Raw genomic sequence first — 21,123 nt, forward strand, 5'->3', positions numbered from 1 at the left:
TGGAGGATGCCCATGGAAGGACCGGCCGAGTCCCTTTTCGACGTCAGGGACATTCTGGAAGAACGCAAATCGCATATCATGATCAAGGACTCCGGGTGCGGCGGCGGCATCCGGTGCGAGAAGGAAACCATCGCCGGCTCCATCAGCCAGCGGGCCTGCGTCTACTGCGGGGCCCGGGTCGTGCTCAACCCCATCACCGACGCGGTGCACCTGGTGCACGGCCCCATCGGCTGCGCCAGCTACACCTGGGACCTGCGCGGCAGCCTGACGAGCGGATCGAGCCTGTTTCGCAACAGCTTCTCCACCGACCTGCGCGAGAAGGACGTCATCTTCGGCGGCGAGAAGAAGCTGGCCGCGGCCATCGACGAGATCGTCGCGCAGTACACGCCCACGCCCCGGCTCGTCTTCGTCTACGCCACCTGCGTGGTCGGGGTCATCGGCGACGACATCGAGGCGGTGTGCCGCAAGAAGGAGGCCCAGCACGGCATCCGGGTCATCCCGGTCAAGTCCAGCGGCTTCGTCGGGGCCAAGCCCATGGGCTACAAGCTGGCCTGCGCGGCGCTTCTGGAGCTCATGGGCGACGCGCCCCGGGAAAAGCGGCCCGGCGTGAACATCCTCGGGGACTACAACCACGGCGGCGAGATCTGGATCATCGAGGGCTACCTGCGCAAGATCGGCGTCGAGGTCGTGGCGCGCGTCACCGGCGACGCCTCCTGCGAGCGGCTCATGCAGGCCCCGAGCGCCACGCTCAACATCGTGGAGTGCTCGGGCTCCATGGCCTACCTGAGCCAGCAGATGGAGAAGCGCTTCGGCATCCCCGCCCTCAAGGTCCGCTTCATCGGCTTTAACGACATCAAGACCTCCCTGGTCCAGATCGCCGAGCGCCTCGGCGGGGGGGCGCTGGTGGAAAAGGCCCTGGCCCTGGTCGCGGCGGAAGAGGCCCATGTGGGGCCCATCATCGCCGAATACCGCGCCAGGCTGGTCGGCAAGACCGCCGCCGTGTGCGTGGGCGGGGCCTACAAGGCCATCGCCATGATCCGCCTGCTCAAGGAATTCGGGGTGCGGCCCGTGCTCATCGGCACCCAGCACGGCAGCGCCGAGGACTACGCGATCATCCGGGACTTCTCCGTGGACGGGGCCGTCATCATCAACGACACCTCGCCGTCGGAAATCGAGAAATACGTCCGGGAATACAAGCCCGACCTGTTCGTGGGCAACGTCAAGGAACGCACCCTGGCGCTTAAAATGGGCGTGCCTTTCGTGGATTTCAACCACGACCGGAAATACCCCCTGACCACCTACGAAGGCATGATCAACTTCATCAAGGAGCTGGACGTGACGTCAAACAGTCCTGTCTGGAAATGGGCCAGGACGGAGTTGACGGAGTAGACGCGGCCTTGGGACTGCTTTGAGAAGAAGGGACGACATGAAAAAGCGCAATTTCGTCAACTTGAACATCAATCCGTGCAAGATGTGCATGCCCATGGGGGCGGCCATCGCGCTGCGCGGCATCGAAAACAGCATGATGATGCTGCACGGCTCCCAGGGATGCAACGCCTACCTGCGCACCCACCTGACCACGCATTTCTCGGAGCCCATGGACATCGCCTCCTCGTCCCTGCACGAGAACGCCACCATCCACGGCGGCGGAGGGAACCTCAAGAAGGGCCTCAAGAACCTGATCCAGCTCTACCGGCCGACCTTCATCGGCGTGGCCACCACCTGCCTGGCCGAGACCATCGGCGAGGATGTCGTGCGCATCGTCAAGGAATTCAAGGCTGAAAACGACATCGGCCAGGTCAGCGTCATCGCCACCAACACGCCCGGCTACGGCGGCACCCTCTACGAAGGCTACTTCCGGACCCTGCGCGACGTCGCGCGCCACGTGGCCCGGGAAACGCCCCGCCACGAGCGGATAAACGTGGTCATGGCCCACGTGAGCCCAGGCGACGTGCGCAACATCAAGGCCATGCTGCGCGCCTTCGGCCTGGACGCCGTCGTCTTCCCGGACATCTCCGCCACCTTCGACGCCCCCTTCTCCCGGGAGTTCCACCGCATCCCCAAGGGGGGCACGCCCCACGCGGACATCGCGGCCATGGCCGGGGCGCGGGCGACGCTGGAAATCGGCGCGACGATCCCCGACCAGATCTCGCCGGGCAAATATCTCGAGGACCAGTTCGGCGTGCCGCTTTCCCGCTGCCCGATCCCCATCGGGCTGGCCAACTGCGACGCCTTCATGCGCGCCCTGGCGCGGCTCGCCGGCCGTCCGGTCCCGACGGAGTTCCACGAGGACCGCGGCCGGCTGCTCGACGGCATGATCGACATGCACAAGGTCAGCGGCGAGATCCGGGCGCTGGTCTACGGCGACCCCGACCTGGTCTCCGCAGTGGCGAGCCTGTGCGCGGAAAACGGCATCGCGCCGGCCGTCCTGAGCACCGGCGCGGAGAGCCCGCTGTTTCGCGCCCTGATGCGCGAACTGCTCAAGGAGTCGTACGAGGCGTCCATCGTCCTCGACGACACCGACTTCGAGACCATCGAACACCATGCGCTGCGAAGCGGCGTCAACCTCGCCATCGGCAATTCCGCCGGCAAACAGCTGACCGAGAAGCACGGCATCCCCCCGGTGCGCATAGGCTTTCCCATCAACGACCGCTACGGCGGACAGCGGCTGGTCTACACCGGCTACGCCGGCTCGCTCAAGCTCCTCGACGACGTCGTCAACGCCAGGCTGGCGAAAAAGTTCGGCATGCACCGCGTGGTCATGCGCGAGCGCTACCATCGACCGGACGATGCCTCCGGCCGGGACAGGGCCGGGGACGGTCCGATCGCGGCCGGAGGCCCGATTGCGGACCCTGTTCGCGCCTCCTGACGCCCTCCCCGTCGCAAGGGGCGACGGGGAAATCCGGAGCCCGGGCGGACGCGGCGACGCCCCCCCCCCCGGCGTCGCCTTTTCCCGCCCAGGCGGCACGGCGCAAAAAAGGCCCGGACGGCGACGTCCGGGCCTTGCGCTTTTCCGCGTGCCGGCCGGGCCCGGCTCACTCCTCGCCGCGCCGGAACGCCTTGTAGGCCAGGTTGTACTTCTTCATGCGCAGCGTCAGGGTCCGGCGGGTCAGGTGCAGCTCCTTGGCGGCCTTGGTCAGGTTGCCGCCGTGCAGGCGCAGCGCCTCCACGAGCATCTCGTATTCCACGGCCGCCAGCCGGGCCTCCAGGCCCTGCCGGTCCTCCCCGTCGGCAAATACCGCCGACTGCACGGAAAGCGGCAGGTCGTGGCCGTGAACGGCGTCGTCCTCGGTCAGGATCACCGCCCGCTCGATGACGTTCTCCAGCTCGCGGACGTTGCCCGGCCAGTGGTAGCCGAGCAGCATCTTGAGGGCCGAGGTCGTGATCCTGTCGACCTGCTTGCCGTTTTCCAGGGAGAACTTCGAGGCGAAGTATTCGGAGAGGGCGACCACGTCGTCGCCGCGCTCCCGCAGGGGCGGGATGACGAGGGGAAACACGTTGAGGCGGAAATAGAGGTCCTGGCGGAAGGCGCCGCTTCGCACCATCTCGGCCAGGTCCCGGTTGGTGGCGGCCAGGACCCGGATGTCCACGTTCACGGCCCTTCCTCCGCCCACGCGCTCGAAGGTCCGTTCCTGGAGCACGCGCAGCAGCTTGGCCTGGGCCCCGAGCGAAAGCTCGCCCACCTCGTCGAGGAAGATCGTGCCGCCGTCCGCCTCCTCGAACCGTCCCTTGCGCAGTTGCGAAGCGCCGGTGAACGCGCCCTTCTCGTGGCCGAACAGTTCGCTTTCCAGGATGCTCTCCGGCAGGGCCGCGCAATTGAACGTCACCATGGGGCCGTCGGCGCAGGGGCTTGCCGCGTGGATGGCGTTGGCGATCATCTCCTTGCCCACGCCGCTTTCCCCGAGCACGAGCACGGTGGTCCTGGTGCCGGCGACCTTGTGGAGCATGGCGAAGACGTCCAGCATGGCCTTGGACGCACCGATGATGTTGGCGGGCTTGAGCAGGTCGCGGCGTTCGTGGCTCGGTTCGCGGCGTCGCCGCTCGAAATCGCACCTGTCCCGGCCGGCGGCGAGATGGAGGTCCATGGCCTGGGCCAGAAGACAGCAGACGACCTCCAGGGCCTCGACATGGTTGCGCATGACGTCGTCGTCGTCGTAGCGCCGGATGGCGCTGACGCTGCCCAGCACCTTCGGGCCGCGGACGATGGGCACGCTGAAAAAGGCGCTTGCCTGGTCCCCGGCGTCGAGCAGGCTCCTTTTGCGATTCGTGAACGACGGGTCGTCGCAGATCCTCGGGATGACGATCGATTTGGGCAAGCGAAACGTTTTTTCGATGGCCCAGTCGCTCAGGCAGTGCAAGCCCCTGTCCTGTTCTTCCTCCGTTGCCCCGAAACGTTCGTAGACGAGGATTTCGCCGGCTTCCTGACGAAAGAGGCTGATGATCGACCGATTGATGTCCATGTCGTGGCGCATGTACTCGAGAAGCCCCTCGAGGACGCGGGACAGGCCGCTCCTTTCGGATATCGCCCGCTTGATGGCCGACAGCACGGGCACGATCCTGTCGCGACAGGCGGCGGAACGGCATTCCCGCAAGCGCGGTTCGTTTCCGTCGCGCGTCGGCGCGTGCGACCCTTTCAACGCGAATTCATTCCTAAGCATAAGATGCGATGCCCCGTCGTACGCGATACACATTTCAAGACTGCCGCCGCGAGGGCGTGCGCATCGGGAAGAAAGCCTCTTCCCGCCGTCCGTTCGGCGTCCGGCGTTCGTGGCGCGACGCCTATTCCCAATGCACGACCCTGGCCTGCAGCGCCGCGCAAAGCTTGTTGATGGCCAGTCCGGCCAGGCCGACGACGATGATGTCGCAATAGAGTTCGGGCGTGTCGTAAGCGATCTGCGCGGCGGTGACGCGGCCCCCGAGACCGAAGCGCGCGCCTACGAGCATCTCCGTGACCACGGCGATGATGACGGCCATGGACAGGGCCACCCGCGTGCCGACGAAGATGCTCGGCAGAGCGCCCGGCACGATGACGCTCCAGAAAAGCCGCAGCCTGCCCGCGCCCATGCACCGGGCCACGTCGCGGCGCAGGCGCGGCCCAGAACGCACCCCGGCGGCCACGGTGACGAGCAGGATGGGCAGGCAGCCGAAGGCCACCACGGCGATGCGCGACGCCTCGCCGATGCCGAACAGCAGCAGGGCCAGGGGAAAGGCGACGACCGGCGGAATGGACCGGAAATAATCGATGGGCAGCTCGAAACAGGCGAAGAGTTTTTCGCTGGCCCCGACGACAAGCCCGCCCGGCGCACCGAGACAGAAGGCCAGACCGAAACCGGCCAGGGCCCGCCACAAGGTGGCGGCCACATCCCCGAGAAAACGGCCTTCCCGCGAAAGATGCCGCGCCTTGTCCCACACCTCGGCGGGCGACGGCAGGAACATGGGATTGACCAGCCCCAGGAGGGCGACGGCCTGCCAGAGCACGACGAGAACCAGCAGCAGGCAAAGCGGACGCACGTGACGCATAGGCAAACCGGCGCGCCGTTACTGCGCGATCCCCGCGTAGGGGCAGTCTTCGCGGCGCTTGCGCCCGCGCCGCGGCGCGAGGATCTCCCGCGCCACCCTGGCCGGCCTGCCGGACAGCACGCAGACCCGGGCGGCCAGATCGCTGAAATGGGCCAGATCGTGGGAAACCATGAGCGCCGAAACCCGGCAGGCGGCGAACGCCCGCCGCAGCACCTCGCGCAGCCAGGCCGTGCTGGCCTGATCCAGGGCGGAAAACGGCTCGTCCAGGAGCAGCACCGACGGATCGCCGATCAGACCGCGCAGGACGGAAACATACTGCTGCTGCCCGCCGCTGAGCTGGTAGGGGTATTTGTCCAGGCCAAAGGGGATGTCCACGGTCCGGCGCAGGCGCGTAAGCCGTTCCCGCCGCATTTTCACGGGCATTCCGGCGGCGGCCAGGGGAAAAAGGATGTTGGTCTCGACGGAAAACCAGGGAAACAAGCTGTTCTTGTAGTCCTGAAACACATAAGCCACGCGCCGCTGCGGCGCGGCGTGCACGATCTCGCCGGCGTCCGGGCGCAACAGGCCGGCCACCATGTTGAGCAGCGTGGTCTTGCCGCTGCCGTTGGGGCCGAAAAGCCCCACCACCTCGCCCTGCCCCACCCGCAGGCTGAAATCCTCGAACACCGCGTCGGCCTTTCCCCTGCGCCCGGGATTGCGCCGGAACACATGCCGGATATCGATGGCCGGCGGCGCATCCCCGGACGGCGGGGAAAAGGGCTTTGGGGCAAGGGCTTCCATGGCGCATCCCGTATCCATGACTTCGGTCCTTCGGGCCGGGAGGCGACGCGGGCCGCCTCCCGTGCGCGCAAGCGCGGCCGGCCCTATTTCTTGGCCGACAGGGCCATGTCCTTGAGTTCCAACTTGGCCGGGATCATCTTGAGGGCGAGATAGCGCTCCATGACCGCCTCGAGATCGGCCCCGGAGAATTGGGCGCTCGGGAGGTAGAACGGGTCGGAATAGAAGGGCACGAAGGGTTTTTCCGTGTCCTTGACGAACTTTTCCATGGACCGCTTGGCCTTGGCCGGATCGGCGTCGATGCGCGCGATGGCCTCGTCCAGGGATTTGACGATCTTGGCCACCACGGCCGGATGGGCGTCGGCGTAGGCCTTGGCGATGTTGAAGCTGGCGAAGGGAAAGGGCGAGCCGAGGAACTCGGGCACCACCGCGCCGGTCACGAGCTCCCTGCCAAGGCCCGACTTGAGCACGGCGGCGGCGGCCGGGTCGTTGGTGAAAAGCGCGTCCACGGTTCCCGACTCCAGGGCCGAGGCCGACAGGGGCGGGGCCACGTTCTGCAGGGTCACGTCCGCCGGATCGACGCCGTTTTCGGCCAGGATGGCCTCCATCCAGAGCTTGTAGGCGATGGTGGGCAGGATGCCGACGCGCTTGCCCTTGAGCTCCGCGATGCTCCCTACGGGCGAGTCCTTCTTGACCAGCAGCTTGCTGATGGGGTGCTTGGCGTCTTCCACCAGACTCGTCAGGTAATAGAGGTCCTTTTTCGCCCGCAGCGAGGCGTTCATGGTGATGGCGTAGGCGGTGTAGCCGGCCACGTCGATCTTGCCCGAGACCAGGGCGTCCATGAGGGGCTGGGCGGTCTCGAATTCCTCCAGGGTCGCGTCCAGGCCGTTTTGGGCGAAAAGCCCCTGGTCGGCCGCGACGAAGACCGGCAGGCTGATGATGAGCTTGCTGTAGCCGATGGTCACCTTGTCGGCCTGGGCGAAGGCCGTCGCGGCGGTGAAGGCGAAAAGCAACGCCAGGCAAAACGCCGGCAGGGGAAAACGCGTGCGCAAACGACAAAGCATGCAAAAACTCCTTGTTATCATAGCATGTTAAGAGGCAGGACGAAAGACAAGGCGCAACTCGTCGGCATTGACCCACTCCTGGCTGCACGTGAGCCTGCCGCTACGGCAGCGTGCCTCCATCCAGGGCGGCATGTGGCTGCAGTAGACCTCCAGGCTCTTGAAGGGAGTGGTTTCCAGAAACGATTCCAGGACCTGCTTGGAGGTCAGCCCGCTGGTCTTGGCCTGGCTGCCCAGGAGCGAGACGGTGTAATGTCCGTCGCCCATGTCCTTGGGCGCGGGCCAGATGCGGTTTCGCTGCTCGACGAGATCTTTTTCCAGCTCGACCTGCTCCCAGACATAGTCCAGCAGCAGTTCGGGCTCGGTCTCGTATTCCCAGAGATTGACGCCCTTGTTCTGCAACGCGCGCGCGAAGACGGAGGGAAGCTTTCCGGACAGGAAGATGGTGCACCTGCCAAGAAACAGCCGCACTTCCGCCGCATTGCGGCGTATGGCGACCAGGCCCCGTTCCAGGTTGACGAGCAGGGCGATCTCCCGTGACGGATTCCAGACCTGCCCCTCGAAACGGTAAACCACGACGCGGCCCGGCTCCGTGACATCCCCGGCCTTCCCGTCCTGGCCCATGTGTACGGCGATTTCCATCATGCTCTTTCCCTTCTCGCGGCATGGTTCGATGCCGAAAAGTGTCTGTCGTCACCCAATGTCCGGCGCAAACGCGGTTGCGTACCGAACTGCTAGGCAATTCACGTGCCATGAAAAATAAACAAAGCATCATGTAATATTAGACAATTTCGATCACCAATTTCCATAAAAAGATGCCTACGATTATGTTCCAAAAACCATAACAACTGCACAAAAGTGTCTCTTTCAAGTCGATAATTCCGTCCAAACAACTTCAGTCTCGAATACTATTAAAATCGTGTCGCCAAATCCGATGCCACTCCATCCCCAGCAACGCTGCAACGGCCTTGCTCCTGGAGTATTTTTCCGGGTGCCCATCCGTATCGCTTCCCGGGCCTCCCGGATGGCCTGGCGTTTTCCTTGGCCCTGCCCTCCTTGCCGCAACATCCTTGCCGGGCATGGCCGGCCGGGACGGCCGGCGTTTCGAGGCCCAAGGCGCAATCGACATCCGGGCCGCTCGGGTGGAAATGCATCCTCCCCTGGCCGAGGCCGCTGCCACAAGGAGCGCGCCCCTTGACCGGCGCGCCGCAGTGGAGTCTTCTCCTTGCGGCGACATGACCACCCGCAAAGGAGTTTCATGATGCGTTACAAGCTGCTCGGCAGGACAGGCGTCAAGGTTTCGGAACTGTGCTTCGGCACCATGACCTTCGGCAAGGAGGCGGACGAGGCCGAATCCGCGCGCCTGTTCCACCTCTGCCGCGAGGCCGGGATCAACTTCTTCGACTGCGCCAACGTCTACAGCGACGGGGCGGCCGAGACCATTCTCGGCCGGCTCATGAAGGACTGCCGCGACGAACTGGTCGTCACCACCAAGGTGGCGCAAAAGGCCGGCAGCGACGTCAACGCCGTGGGCGCGTCCCGCCGGCACATCATGCAGCAGGTGGAAAAAAGCCTCGCGCGCCTGGGCACGGACAGGATCGACCTGTACTTCATCCACCATTTCGATCCGCTCACGCCCATCGAGGAGACGCTTCGCGCCCTGGACGACCTGGTGCGCCAGGGAAAGGTCCTCGCCATCGGGGCGAGCAACTGGGCCGCCTGGCAGGTCGCCAAGGCCCTCGGCATTTCCGAGGCCAAGGGGCTCGCCCGGTTCGAATGCCTGGAGCCCATGTACAACCTGGTCAAGCGCCAGGCCGAGGTCGAAATCCTGCCCCTGGCCCAATCCGAGGGATTGGGGGTGATCCCCTACAATCCCCTGGCGGCGGGACTTTTGACCGGCAAGTACTCGGCCAAGGACGCCCCGGCGCAGGGGCGCATCGTCGAAAACAAGATGTACGGCACCCGCTACGGCGACCCGGCCTACTACGCCGTGGCCGAGCGCTTCGTCGCCTTCGCCGCGCAAAACGGCCTGCACCCCGTGAGTCTGGCCGTGCGCTGGGTGGCCTCCCATCCCGGCGTCACCGCGCCCATCATCGGAGCGCGAAACGTCGAGCAGCTCAAGCCCTCCCTGGCCGCAGCCGACCTGCAGCTCGCCCCGGAGGTCCTCGAGTCCGTCGCCCGCCTTTCCATCCAGCCGGCAACGGCCACGGACAGGCTCGAAGAGGTCATCGATCCCCGGTACAAGACGCGCAACAGATAGGGAGCGCGTCGCCTCCCCTCCAAAACGAAAACGCCGCCCCGGCAACAGGTTGCCGGGGCGGCGTTTTTAGGCGCTGGGCCGGACGGTCAGGCCGCGTGGTCCTTGGCCCGACAGAGGCGGGCCACGCCGAGGTCGTGCAGGGGAAGCAGCATCGCCCCCTGGCGGCGCAGGGCGCTCAGGCGCTGGGCCGTGTCGTAGGCGGCGAAGGCGTCGCAGTGCACGCCCGGGCAGACCGCCGGCCCGGAATCGGGGAAGTTCTCCTGGTTGGAGCACATGCCCGTGATGACCGCCTTGCCGTCCGGGGTGTCCACCAGGACCGTCTGGGTCCCGGGGGTGTGGCCGGGCGTGGCCATGACCGAAAGCCCGGGCAGGATCTCGGCGTCGCCGTCCAGCGGCACGAGGTCCAGGCCCTCGATGTAGGCGTCGTCGTAGCGGTAATCCAGGGGATGCGGATGGCGGCAGGCCTCGATCTCGGCGCGTTGCACGAAGAACTTCGCCTGGGGGAACAAGAGGTTGTTGCCGCAGTGGTCGTCGTGCAGATGGGTGTTGACCACCCCCCAGACGGACTGCGGCGCGACGCCCTGCCCGGCCAGGGCGTCCTCCATGAGCTGGGCGTCGAGACCGGTATCCGCGACGAATTCCGGCGGGGCCACGAAGTCCTCGAGTCCCGTGTCCACGAGCACGATGCGCCCCTCGGACGCGGTCTCGCGCAGGAGAAACGACCACATGGGCAGCCAGATGCGCTTCCCGTAGCCGCGCTGGTAGGTCATGATTCCCTGATCGACGTTGCGGACCCCCACGAGCATGGGGGTGATGGTGAAAGGCATGGCGTACGCTCCTTAAAACGAGAAGACCTTGGACGTTTCGGCCATGTCCAGCATGGCCGCGTCGCTTAGGACCGAAAGGTCGCCCGGCAGGGCGGGCATGTGGGCCAAACGCTCCCGGGCGCTGCGCTTGTCGAGCATGATGCGGGCCCGGGAGCCGCGCAGGGAGGCGAACAGCCGACACGGGTCGTCGGCCGGCCGCGAAGGCGTGCCGAAGGCGCATTTGGGCTGGCTGCGCGAAACGAGGTCCACGGCCTCGCCCGTGAGGTACAGGCAGACCTCGTGCCCCTTGTGCACGGCGAGTTTCGCCAGGCGCAGGCACTGGCCCACCGGGGTGCGGTCCTGAGGGCCCCTGGCCAGGACGAACAGATACTTGCTCACGGGTTACCTCCCCTCTCGCGGCGCGCCGGCATGGCCGGCCACGGGCAGACGGATGAAAAAGCTCGCGCCGCCGGTTTCGTTGTTCGAGACATGGATCTCGCCCCCGTACTCCTTGATGATGCCGTAGCTGATGGAAAGCCCCAGGCCCGTGCCCTTGCCCACCTGCTTGGTGGTGAAGAAAGGCTCGAAGATCCGGTCCGCGATGCAGGCCGGCACGCCGCCGCCCGTGTCGCTGATGCGCACGGTCACGTAGTCCTTGTTGGCCATGGTGCGCACGGTGATGCGCCTTACGACCTCCTCGCCCTCGCCGGCCTGGGCGGCCTGCTCGGCCCGTTCCTCCACGGCGTCGCGGGCGTTGAGCAGAAAGTTGATGAACACCTGCTCCAGGCGGTTGGGATCGCCGGGCACGTCCGGCAGCCGCTCGGCCAGCTCCCAGACGAGCTCGATGCCGCGAAGGGACAGCTGCTGGCCGAAGATGTCGAAGGCCTTGGTCAGCACTTCGTTGACGTTGACCGGCTCCACGTGCAGCGGGGCCTTGCGGCCGAACTCGCGCATGTGGCTGATGATGCGCGTGGCCCGCTCCACCTGCGCCACCATGAGGGAGGTGGCCCGGGCCAGCAGGGCCGGCTCGGGCTGCTCGCCCCGGTCCACCCGCCGGCGCAGGAGGTCGACGGAGGTCTGGATGACCGACAGGGGCTGGTTGAGCTCGTGGGCCACGCCTGTCGCCATCTCGCCGAGCGTGGCCATCTTGCCGGCCTGGATGAGCTGCTGCTCGGTCTCCAGGCGCTTGGTGACGTCGATGGCCGTGACCAAAAGGACCGGCCGGTCGAAAAAGGCCGAAGGCGAGGCGTTGATGCTGAGGTAATGTTCGCGGCCCTCGGCGTCGCGCCGGCGCACCTGGTTGACCCCGCCGCCCGTGACCAGGGCCTGGGACAGGGAGAGCCGATCCTCGTTGGGGAAAAAGTCCAGGAAGCTCTTGCCGATGAGCGCCTGCTTGTCCGAGCCGTGCATGGCCACCGCGCCCCGGTTGCAGTCCATGACCGTCAGTTCGCTGGGGTCGGCGAGGTCGAGCATGAACACGGCGCTTGGGATATTATTGAAAATATCCATATATTTGCGCTCGTTTCGCTTGAGCGATCGCTCCAGCTCCTTGCGCTCGGTGATGTCCAGACACATCTCCATGGCGGCCACGATCTCGCCCGAGGCGTCGCGGATGGGCGCGGTGTGCACGATCCAGTGGGCCTTCTTGCCGTCCTTGTAGCAGCCGCTCTCCTCGGTGGAGACGCTCTGGCCGGTCTCGAAGGTGGTCTCCACGGGACAGGGCACGCACTTGCAGTCCCGGTTCTTGTAGGCCTTGTAGCAGTACTCGCCCTTGGCCGCGGAAAAGCGCTCGCCGAAGGCGTTGTTGAAGCGCAGCAGGCGGTAGTCCTTGTCCTGGACCGTGACCAGGCAGGGCACGCCCTCGAAGAGGTTGCGGTAGAGGTCCTTTTGCGCCCCGAGCTCGGTGTTTTTGGCGATGAGTTCGTGGCCCATGTCGCGCATGGCCGCGGCCAGCATGCCGAGCTCGTCGGGCTGGGACACGGGCGGCGCGACCGGCTCCACGCCCTGGGACAGGGCGGCGGCCTCCTTGATCATGCGCGAGACCGGCCGCTTGATGAGCACGACCACGAGCAGCGACAGCGCCCCGGCGGACAGGAAGAAGAGGATGCCGGCCAGCCACAGCGTCTGGGACATGCTGGCCCCGATGAGCGCCTGGCTGTCCTCGTTGGAAAAGGCGATGTCCAGGACCCCGAGGATCTTGTCCGACTCCTTGTGGAAGTGGCAGCCGGCGGGTTCGGAGCAGCCCGGTTCGTTCAAAATGGGGCTGGCCAGGCGCAGGACGTCCGCGCCGGCGTCGGTGCTGCGGCCGTAGAGCCGCCGGGGCAGGCTGGGATTTAAAAGCGGCGGCAGGCTCGAATGGCAGGCCTGGCACAGGGGGTCGGACTGGGGCACGCGCTTGCCCGTCTCCCCGGCCCGGGTGGAGAACATGATCTCGTTTTGCTTGTTGTAGATGCGGATGGCGCGGATGCCGGGCAGGGTGCCGCAGTTTTCCACGATGGCCCGGATGTCGTCCCGGGAGTTGAGCATCATGGCGTAGTGCAGGCCGAGCTTGACGGTGTGGGCCACCCGGTCGGCGCTGACGATGAGGTTCTGGCGGGCGAATTCCTGCTGGTGGCGGATGTGGTAGAAGCTCCAGACCAGGATGCACACGAACAGGACGATGGACAGGGGAATGGAAAGCTTGAACGTGAGCCGCCCCTGGGCCAGCCGCCAGGCCGCCGCCGGCAGGAAGGCAAGAGCGCGCCAGAAACGGTTCACGCCGCCGCCTCCGAGGCCCGCTCGCCCCGGGGCAGGCGCACCAGGATGCGCGTGCCCGCGCCGGGGGCGCTTTCCACCACGATGGACCCGCCGTGCTGGCGCACGATCTGGTTGGAGATGAAAAGCCCCAGGCCCGTGCCGCGCGTGCCTTTGGAGGAGAAAAAGAGCGTGAACATCTTCTCCCGGGTGTCCTGGTCCATGCCGATGCCGTCGTCGGCCACGGCGAAGACCAGATCACCCGCCTCGCCGTAGACCGAAAGGGTCACCTTGCGCCCGCCCGGGGCCGCGCCGGCCTGCTGGTCGGCCTCGGCGCAGGCGTCCACGGCGTTTTCCAGGAAGTTGACCAGGGCCGAGTGCATGGCCGACTCGTCGAGATCGGCCACGCCGGCGCTGTCGGCCACGGAGAGGGCGAAGCCCACGCCGCGCGAGGCGGCCTTGGGCTCCACGGCCTCGGCCAGGTCGCGGGCGAACACGGCCGCGTCCACGGTTTCGCGGCGCGTCTCGCGGCTTTTGGCGTAATAGAGGATGTCCATGACCATCTTGCGGATGCGCGCGATCTTGTCGCGCACGATGTTCCAGCCCTCGCGCAGCTTGGCGTCGTCCCCGCGCGAAAGCCCCAGGTCCACCTTGAACACCCCGCCGTCGAGGGAGGTGAGAAGCCCCTTCACCCCGTGGGACATGGACCCGAGCATGAGCCCGAGGGAGGCGAGGTGGTCCTGGAGCTGGCGGATCTGCGTGATGTCCGTGGCGATCTCCATGACCTGGTCGATCTCCCCGGATTCGTCGCGGATGGGCGCGGTCTGGATGAGCACGTTGCGCTGCTCGCCGCTGCGCGTGGTGACCACGGTCTCGTCGTCGTGGGAGACGCCGTCCTCGAAGGTGCGCGACACCGGGCAGCGCTGGCAGGGGGCGTCGCCGTGGGCGAAGAGCGAAAAGCACTTGTGGGCCCGCTCCGGGCCGAAGTCCTGGCGGAAGCGGCGGTTGGCCTCGACGAGGCAAAAGTCGCGGTCCACCACGGCGATGGTGGCCGGCACGGCGTCGAACAGGCGCTGGAACTTCTCCCGGGCGGCGCGCAGCTCTTCCTGGAGGCGCTTGACCTCGGAGATGTCCACGGAAAGCTCGAGCACGAGCTCCACCGCGCCGTCCTTGCTGACGATGGGCGCGGTGTGGACGATGACCGGAATCTCCCGGCCGTCGATGCCGCGCAGGGATTCCCGGCCGCGCTGGGGCCGGCCGGTCTCGATGGTCTTCCAGACCGGGCAGGCGTTGCCGCTGCCGCTGCGGCCGGCGTAGGCCTCCCAGGAGTTGTGGCCGACGAGGTCGCCCAGGCGCTCGCGGCTCAAGTGGTTGACGGCCACGATCTCCAGGTACCGGTTGTGGATGGCGATGAAGCAAGGCAGCTCGTTGAAGTAGCCCGGCCCCTCGTCGCAGGAAGCGGCCAGGTCCTTCATGGCCGTGGACAGGCCCTCCACGGCCTGGCCCACGGCCAGCTGGCGCTCGAGCTCCACCAGCCGGGCGCTCTTCTCCTTGACGATGCGCTCCAGATTGTGGGTGTGCTCGCGCAGCTGGCGGCGCATGTCGATCTTCTCGCAGGCCCGCTTGAGGGTGTTGACGAGCAGTTCGTCGCGCACGGGCTTGGTCAGGAAATCCAAGGCCTCGAACTGGAGGCTTTGAATGGCCAGTTCCATATCCCCGTGCCCGCTGATCATGATGACCTCGACGTCGGGGTCGAGAGCCTTGACCCGGCGCAGGAGTTCGACGCCGTCCATGACGGGCATCTTGATGTCGGTGAGCACGATGTCGGGCTTGAAGTCGGAAAAGCGCTCCAGAGCGTCGCGGCCGTCGGCGGCCGTGGCCACGACGTAGCCGAGGTCGGACAGGGACAGTTCGAGAACCTCGCGCAGGGCGTCCTCGTCGTCCACAATGAGCACGCGTTTGTCGGGAAGGCCGATGAGCGGCGTGGTCGAGGCTTCGGACATGGGCGCACTCCTTGTGCCCCAATGCCGCGGCGGGGGTGAGGGCGTCCCGCCGCGGCCGGGGCTTCGCCCGGGGAAGGCGCGCGGACCGCGCCGCCGGGCGCACCGAGGTCTTGGTTCTCCCCCGGGAAACGCGGCGGCCGCGTTTCCCGGGGAACCGGGGGCATCGCCGCCCGCCGGAAAACATCGTCATGTTTTTCGGCTTGGCAAGCTCAGTCGCCGATCATTTCGCTCACGAGCTTGAGGGTCTTTTTGGGGTCCACGGGCTTGGACAGCACGGGCACGTTTTTGGCGATCGCCGGCGGCCGGGGGCCGACGCCGGAGATGACGATGACCGGGATGTCGGCCAGGGACGGCTCCTGGCGCAGCTTGACGTAGAAAAGCGTCCCGCCGCGCGCCGGCATGTCCATGTCCAGGGTGATGAGGTCCGGGCGGTGGACCTGCGCCTTTTCCAGGCCTTCCACGCCGTTGACGGCGGTGAAGGTCGTGAATCCCTCGGCGTCGAAGACGTCCTTCAGGTAGGACACGACATCCGGGTCGTCGTCGATGATAAGGATTTTCTTGGCCATAGGTTCCTCGCGGGCAGCGCCCATTTTCTTTACTTCAGTTTCTTCAGGGATTTGGCCATTTGCAGGCCAACACCCAGCCCTTCGCGCAGATCCGGGTCGCGCAGCGCCGACACCAGGCCCATGATGCCGAGGGGTTGCGCCTTGTCGAGTTCCATGGCCGCCGGCAGCTCGGTCAGCTTGTCCATCAGGGCCAGGAATTCCGGCGTGGCGATCTTTTTGAGCAGACCGATCATCTCCACGAAGGCGTCGCTCATCTGCTCGAAGTCCTCGGGCGTGTAGCGGGCGGAGACCTTGGCCCGCATCTCGAGCATGGCCTCGTAGGTACGGAAGACCCCGCGCTGCTCCAGGGTGCCCAGGTAGCGGATGACGTTGTGCACGCCGGTTTTGAGCAGCGGCTCCATGGTGTGGACCAGTTCGATCATGTTCTCCATCTGGTCCATCATGTAGGCCATGTTCTTCATGTTGCGAAGGAACCGCTTGAGCAGGACGATGCCGTCCTCAAGCTGGAAGCCGTAGTCCACCTGGCCGAGCTCGCGCAGCACGTTCTGAAAAGCCGACTTGATCAGCGGATTCAGGTCGTGGGTGAGCTCCTTCATTTCCAGGCGCTTCACCCGCATCTCGGCAAGCTCCGCCTCGATGGCGGTGAGCTTTTCCAGGATAAGGTCCTCGTTTTTCATACGTCAGGACCCCCTACAGGCTGCAAACGCCCATGCGTTTCTTGCCGGCCATGAACATCTGGGGTTCAAGCGGCAGTTCTTTGCCCTTGAGCATGAGGTTGAAATAGACCCACTTGAACATCATCTTGCCGGCGTAGTTCATGAAGGACTCGCCCAGGAGATCCAGGGGTCCCAGGCCCGGGAAGGGATACTTGCCCGGCAGCGGCTCGACCTTGTAGTTGAAGTCGATGAGCGTGGCCTTCTCGTAGCCGGTGACGATGAAGCAGGTGGAATGGCCGTCGAATTCCGGCCGGGCTTCCAGGCCCTCGATCTCGCGGTGCAGGTTCTCGGCCACCACGTCGGACTGGTAGTGGGCCACCGCGCCGGCCTTGGAGGTGGGCACGTTGGTGGCGTCGCCGATGATGTACATGTTCTCGTAGACCTTGGACTTGAGCGTATGGTGGTCGGTGTCCATGTAGCACATGGGGTCGCCGATGCCCGAGTCCTCGATGACCTGGGAGCCGAAGTTGGGCGGAATGGACACGAGCAGGTCGTAGTCGACCTCTTCGCCCTTGTGGGACTCGATGACCTTGCGCTCGACGTCCACGCTGCCGATCTCGAAGTTCGGCGTGATCTTGATGTTCTTCTCCTCGCACAGCTTGCCGAGGATCTCGGCGGCCACGGGCTTGGTGAAGGCGCCGGTCAGGGGCGTGACCAGCTCGATCTCGATGTTGCAGCGGCTGTCGTTGATCATGAAGAACCAATCGGACATGAACACGAACTCGAGCGGGGCGACCGGGCACTTGATGGGCATCTCGGCGATGTTGAGCACGAGCTTGCCCTTGTTGAAGTGCTTGAGCTTTTTGGCCAGGGCCATGGCCCCGTCCGGGGTGTAGAAGTCGAAGATGTCCTTGCGCCAGCCGTCTTCCATGCCGTCGATCTCGCCCGGCATGATGCGGCAGCCCGTGCCGACCACGACCCAGTCGTAGTCGTGCGTGCCGTTCTTGCAGGTGACCTTCTTGGCCGCCGGGTCGATGGCCACGATCTCGTCCTGCACGAAGTCCACGCCGGACGGGATGAAGTCCATCTGCGGCTTCACGCAGTCCTCGATGGAATAGATGCCGAAGGGGATGAAGAGCCAGCCGGCCTGGTAGTGGTGCTGCCAGGACCGGTCGATGACGGTGATCTTCCATTCTCTCGGATTGAGCACCTTGGCCATTTTGGTGGCCACCATGACGCCGCCGGCGCCGGAACCCAAAATCAGCAGTTTCTTCATGACGATCACGACTCCTCGCTAAGATGTCCGCGCCGCGGGCGCGTTGGACGCGGCCGCGTCCGATTTCGGGAGTCGTCAAAGCAAGGGCCGGACCAAAGCTATTTCGATTGTGAATTCAGTGTCTTGGTAAGAAATCTCTTGGCCGGCCGGCCGGGGGCGCAACCCGGGTTTACACCTCTTCTGCAACCATTTGACTGGAAATCAAATGATTCAGGCGTGTTGCAAAAACGTCAACCGGAGTTGACAGGGCAACCGGGGTTGACGTCGCGCATGTTGCGGCAGCGCTTGCTGAGCGCCTGGCGGGAAATGCCCAAAAGTTTCGCGGCCCTGCTCTGGTTGCCGCCGGTGCGGCGCAACGCCTCGGCGATCATGCCTTCGGTCACCCTGGCGGCGGCCTGGCGCAGGGTGGGCAGCTCGCCCAGGGGGGCGGCCGGCAAGGGGCAGCTGGCCACGCCCACGGAGCCGATCCAGGCCTGCACCGGCTCGAGGGAGAGCGTGGGCTCGCCCGGCGGCAGCATGGTCAGGGCGTGGTGCAGCAGGGAGCGCAGCTCGCGCACGTTGCCGGGAAAGGCGTGGCCGGCCAGGACCTCGTAGAACCGCTCCGGGATGTCCGGGCAGGGCCGGCCCTGCTCGGCCGCGGCCTCGGCCAGGAAATGCGGAGCCAGCACCGTCAGGTCGTCCAGGCGCTCGCGCAGGGGCGGGATGACCACCAGGTGGGTGCGCAGGCGAAAGAAGAGGTCGCGCCGGAAGACGTCCGGGTTCATGAGTTCGGCCACGGGCCGGTTGGTGGCGGCCACCACCCGGCAGTCCATGGGCCGGGGCGCGTCCGCGCCCAGGGGATAGAACTCGCGCTCCTGGAGGCAGCGCAGGAGCTTGAGCTGGGAGGCCAGCGACAGGTCGCCGATCTCGTCGAGGAAAAGCGTGCCCCCGGCCGCCTCCTCCATGAGCCCGCCCCGCTCCGTCTGGGCTCCGGTGAAGGCCCCCTTGCGGTGGCCGAACAGCGTGTCCGTGAGCATGACGTCGTCGAGCCCGGCCACGTTGCAGCCGATGAAAGGCCCCTTGCGCCCCACGGCCAGGCCGGCCTCGTGGATGGCCCTGGCGGCCAGCTCCTTGCCCACGCCCGTCTCGCCGACCACCAGGGCCGGCTCGCGCGACACGGCCACGGCGGCCAGATCGGCGCGGATGCGGGCCATGACCGGATTGCGGGTCAGGATGCGCGCCCCGCCCTCGCCGCCCGGGGCGGGCGCGGCCGGCGCAGCCGGCGTCGGGCCGGGCGGGCGGCCTTCCAGGGCTTGCGTCACGGCGGCCAGCAGGCGCGTGCGGTCCACGGGCTTGACCAGGTAGTCGAAGGAGCCGCCGCGCAGGCAGCGCACCGCGGTTTCCACGTCGTTTTGGCCGGTGATGACGATGGCCGGCACGTCCAGGCCCAGGCGGCGCATGTGTTCGAGGATCTGCTCGCCGCCGAGGTGGGGCATGGACAGGTCGAGGATGACCAGGGAGAACTTGCGGCTGGCCAGCAGGTCCGGGGCCTTGCGGCTGTCGCTGAGGGAGACGGTGTTGTTGAGGCCGGAAAAGCGCAGGTTGAGGGCGTAGCTCGTCAGCGCCTGCTCCTCGTCGTCGATGAGCAGGATGGGGGCGCGGGGCTTTCGCGAGGAGAGCGTCACGAGGCAGCCTCCGTCAGGACAGGGACGGGCCGGCCAGGGCCACGGGCAGCGAGACCACGGCCCGTGTGCCGCGCCCGGGCGCGGATTCGATCTCGAGCCTGCCGCCGTGCTCCCGGGCCACGGACAGGGAGATGGAAAGCCCGAGCCCCGTGCCGCCGTCCACGCCCTTGGTGGAATAGAAAGGCTGTGTGACCAGCGGCAGGGCCTCGGCGGCGATGCCCACGCCCTCGTCGGCGACGCTGATGGTCACGCAGCCCCGGGCCGGGTCCTGGCGCGTCTCCAGGACGATGCCCTGGGAGATGTGGGTCAGGGCCTGGCAGGCGTTTTGGAGCAGGTTGACCACCACCTGTTCCAGGCGCTGCCGCCGGCCGCGCACCAGGGGCAGGTTGTAGCCGTAACGGATGGAAAAGCGCTTGGTGGACTTGGAGATCTTCTTCTGCATGAGCGCCGAGGCGGCCTGGACCACCTCGTTGATGCCGAGCAGCTCGAAGCCGCCGTCCACTTCCTGGCGGCTGTACTGCTTGAGCTCCTTGACGATGCCGCTGATGCGGGTGGACCCTTCCACGATGCCCTGGATGAGCTGGTGCCCGTGGTTGATGATCTCGGGCATGATGAGCCCGCTCTCGCGGAAGTGCTCGGCCACGGCCTCTTCGGGCAGCCGCTCCAGCACCGGGGCCAGCCGCCACCAGATGTCCATGAGCAGCGGGGCATTTAGCATGATGAAATTGTTGGGGTTGTTGATCTCGTGGGCGACTTCCGAGACGAGGCCCCCCAGAGAGAGCAGCCTGTCGGCATGCATGACCCGGCTCTCGGCCATCTTCTGGTCCGAGATGTCCGCGCCGGCGGCCTGGTACTCGCGCACGTGGCCGGTCTTGTAGAAGAATCCCTGAATGACCCAGCGCACCCACATGGGCCGGCCCTCCAGCGCCCCCATGCCGCCGGCGTCGTCCAGGCGCTGCTCGAACTCGGCCACGGGCTGCTCGGGCGTGATGGCGGCCACGGCGCGGTGGAAGTCGTCGCGCACGGCGGGCGGCAAAAGCAGCGACATATTCTCGCCCTGGCACTCGTTGCGGCCCCGGCCGAAGCAGCGGCAGCACGAAACGTTGGCGTAGGTGATGGAGAAGTCCGGCAAAAAGCAGCAGATGGGGTCCGGCCGCTTGTCCAGGATGGACTGGTATTTCTTCTTGCGGTTGAGCAGCGCGTCGATGCAGTCGCGGTACTTGGTCACGTCCTCGACGAGGAGCTGACGCAGCCTGCGGCCCTCCACCTCGACTTCCGACAGGTGGATGCGCACCCAGCCGTTGCCGCCGTCGGCCCGGGCCACGGCGCGCTCGACGTTGAGCCAGCGGCCGTGCGGACAGCCGATGTCCAGGCTCGTGGCGCAAAAGCCCAGGCAAAAGACCGACAGCACGTCGTCGAAGGCCATGAACTCCAGGTCGCGGGCGGTGATTTCGGTGATGGCGTGGAAGGCGGAATTGACGTGGACGATGTCCCCCGCCCCGTCGCCGAGGATGACGCCGAGCGGCAACGCCGCGTAGGCGGCGGCCAGGGCGTCGGGGAAATAGGGGGCGAGCGGCTGGCAAGCTTGCTGCATGAGACGTCTCCAAACCCGGTTCGCCGCGCCCCGCGTCCCCTGCCCAGGGAGCGCCGACAAAACCTTCTTCGGCAGTATGAAATTACTCCGTTACCCCACTCCTTTTCCCTTGGCAAGGGCGCTCGGGCGGCCCCTTTCCAAGCGATCTTCTTCCTTTCTCCGGCCTTCCGTCAACATCCCCCTGCCGTTGCGCGGGGCAGGTCCGTT

At 66.3% G+C, this 21,123-nt stretch carries 17 protein-coding genes; 3 read left to right on the plus strand and 14 right to left on the minus strand.

Annotation, left to right across the window (positions count from 1 at the left end; translation table 11 throughout):
* Positions 1-12: 12 nt before the first annotated feature.
* Both nifE and Q1K70_RS00235 read left to right on the plus strand, forming a co-directional pair.
* On the plus strand, positions 13-1,389 hold the full coding sequence (gene nifE, locus Q1K70_RS00230) for a nitrogenase iron-molybdenum cofactor biosynthesis protein NifE (protein ID WP_300154094.1): 1,377 nt from the start codon (positions 13-15) through the stop codon (positions 1,387-1,389).
* A gap of 37 nt (positions 1,390-1,426) precedes the next feature.
* Positions 1,427-2,869, plus strand: coding sequence for a nitrogenase component 1 (locus tag Q1K70_RS00235; protein WP_300154097.1), 1,443 nt, complete (start codon positions 1,427-1,429; stop codon positions 2,867-2,869).
* A 166-nt stretch (positions 2,870-3,035) separates the two neighbouring features.
* Here the strand turns inward: Q1K70_RS00235 and Q1K70_RS00240 are convergent, their stop codons facing one another.
* From Q1K70_RS00240 to Q1K70_RS00260, 5 genes are all read right to left on the minus strand, one after another.
* Entirely contained in the window at positions 3,036-4,592 is a 1,557-nt protein-coding gene (locus Q1K70_RS00240; RefSeq protein ID WP_300154100.1) for a sigma 54-interacting transcriptional regulator, read from the minus strand.
* A 187-nt stretch (positions 4,593-4,779) separates the two neighbouring features.
* Positions 4,780-5,520 (minus strand): ABC transporter permease, encoded by a 741-nt coding sequence (locus Q1K70_RS00245; protein WP_300154103.1) that lies wholly within the window; start codon positions 5,518-5,520, stop codon positions 4,780-4,782.
* An 18-nt stretch (positions 5,521-5,538) separates the two neighbouring features.
* Entirely contained in the window at positions 5,539-6,318 is a 780-nt protein-coding gene (locus Q1K70_RS00250; RefSeq protein WP_300154105.1) for an ATP-binding cassette domain-containing protein, read from the minus strand.
* 65 nt (positions 6,319-6,383) lie between these two features.
* Positions 6,384-7,361 (minus strand): ABC transporter substrate-binding protein, encoded by a 978-nt coding sequence (locus tag Q1K70_RS00255; protein ID WP_300154108.1) that lies wholly within the window; start codon positions 7,359-7,361, stop codon positions 6,384-6,386.
* A gap of 27 nt (positions 7,362-7,388) precedes the next feature.
* Positions 7,389-8,003: a Fe-only nitrogenase accessory AnfO family protein gene (locus Q1K70_RS00260; protein WP_300154110.1), complete on the minus strand. Its 615-nt coding sequence runs from the start codon at positions 8,001-8,003 to the stop codon at positions 7,389-7,391.
* Positions 8,004-8,616: 613 nt separating this feature from the next.
* On the opposite strand from Q1K70_RS00260, the gene Q1K70_RS00265 reads away from it, so the two are divergent.
* Positions 8,617-9,618: an aldo/keto reductase gene (locus Q1K70_RS00265; protein ID WP_300154113.1), complete on the plus strand. Its 1,002-nt coding sequence runs from the start codon at positions 8,617-8,619 to the stop codon at positions 9,616-9,618.
* An 86-nt stretch (positions 9,619-9,704) separates the two neighbouring features.
* Here the strand turns inward: Q1K70_RS00265 and Q1K70_RS00270 are convergent, their stop codons facing one another.
* From Q1K70_RS00270 to Q1K70_RS00310, 9 genes are all read right to left on the minus strand, one after another.
* Positions 9,705-10,445 (minus strand): N-acyl homoserine lactonase family protein, encoded by a 741-nt coding sequence (locus Q1K70_RS00270; RefSeq protein ID WP_300154116.1) that lies wholly within the window; start codon positions 10,443-10,445, stop codon positions 9,705-9,707.
* A 12-nt stretch (positions 10,446-10,457) separates the two neighbouring features.
* Positions 10,458-10,823 (minus strand): DsrE family protein, encoded by a 366-nt coding sequence (locus tag Q1K70_RS00275; RefSeq protein WP_300154119.1) that lies wholly within the window; start codon positions 10,821-10,823, stop codon positions 10,458-10,460.
* A 3-nt stretch (positions 10,824-10,826) separates the two neighbouring features.
* Positions 10,827-13,181, minus strand: coding sequence for an ATP-binding protein (locus tag Q1K70_RS00280; RefSeq protein ID WP_300154121.1), 2,355 nt, complete (start codon positions 13,179-13,181; stop codon positions 10,827-10,829).
* Complete coding sequence (locus tag Q1K70_RS00285; RefSeq protein WP_300154124.1) at positions 13,178-15,160, minus strand: response regulator; 1,983 nt, start codon at positions 15,158-15,160, stop codon at positions 13,178-13,180. Before Q1K70_RS00285 ends, Q1K70_RS00280 begins: the two co-directional genes overlap by 4 nt.
* Positions 15,161-15,369: 209 nt before the next feature.
* A complete protein-coding gene (locus Q1K70_RS00290; protein WP_300154127.1) occupies positions 15,370-15,726 on the minus strand; it encodes a response regulator in 357 nt (118 codons plus the stop codon).
* Positions 15,727-15,755: 29 nt separating this feature from the next.
* On the minus strand, positions 15,756-16,403 hold the full coding sequence (locus tag Q1K70_RS00295) for a DUF1641 domain-containing protein (RefSeq protein WP_300154130.1): 648 nt from the start codon (positions 16,401-16,403) through the stop codon (positions 15,756-15,758).
* 13 nt (positions 16,404-16,416) lie between these two features.
* Entirely contained in the window at positions 16,417-17,658 is a 1,242-nt protein-coding gene (locus tag Q1K70_RS00300) for an FAD/NAD(P)-binding oxidoreductase (RefSeq protein ID WP_300154133.1), read from the minus strand.
* A 230-nt stretch (positions 17,659-17,888) separates the two neighbouring features.
* Positions 17,889-19,322, minus strand: a complete 1,434-nt coding sequence (locus Q1K70_RS00305; protein WP_300154136.1) for a sigma-54 dependent transcriptional regulator — start codon at positions 19,320-19,322, stop codon at positions 17,889-17,891.
* A gap of 13 nt (positions 19,323-19,335) precedes the next feature.
* Entirely contained in the window at positions 19,336-20,916 is a 1,581-nt protein-coding gene (locus tag Q1K70_RS00310; protein ID WP_300154138.1) for a PAS domain-containing sensor histidine kinase, read from the minus strand.
* Between the last annotated feature and the right edge of the window lie 207 nt (positions 20,917-21,123).

The sequence above is a fragment of the Solidesulfovibrio sp. genome (genome assembly GCF_029978005.1).
GTDB lineage: Bacteria > Desulfobacterota > Desulfovibrionia > Desulfovibrionales > Desulfovibrionaceae > Solidesulfovibrio.